Raw genomic sequence first — 258 nt, 5'->3', positions numbered from 1 at the left:
GCACGACGCTTCACGCAGGTGAAAGTGGTTGTGCCAGAGACCGTTTGTGTCCCCGTCAGTGGGACCGCGGAAGCTCATGGGTGGAACGCTGACAAGTTTCATCGCACCAAGGTGCCGGCTCTGTCCGGGACCGCGGTGAATATATCGACACACTGTTGGGTCCTGAAAGAACAGACGTTCTTTCCAGGCAAAAAATACGACTTGCTCGGATTTTCTGAGAAACTGCTGGCTTTGCCGGTAAGTCCTGATGTCCTATCC

The 258-nt window shown here is 54.3% G+C and carries 1 protein-coding gene; it reads left to right on the top strand.

The annotated features are described in order from the left end of the window. Positions 1 to 18: 18 nt before the first annotated feature. A partial coding sequence (locus tag ACPCUW_RS35255; RefSeq protein ID WP_423429708.1) for a hypothetical protein occupies positions 19 to 258 on the top strand: 240 nt, incomplete at its 3' end.

This window comes from Nocardia sp. AB354 (assembly GCF_049538315.1).
GTDB classification, from domain to species: domain Bacteria; phylum Actinomycetota; class Actinomycetes; order Mycobacteriales; family Mycobacteriaceae; genus Nocardia; species Nocardia nova.
This window is presented reverse-complemented; position numbering and strand designations above follow the sequence as displayed.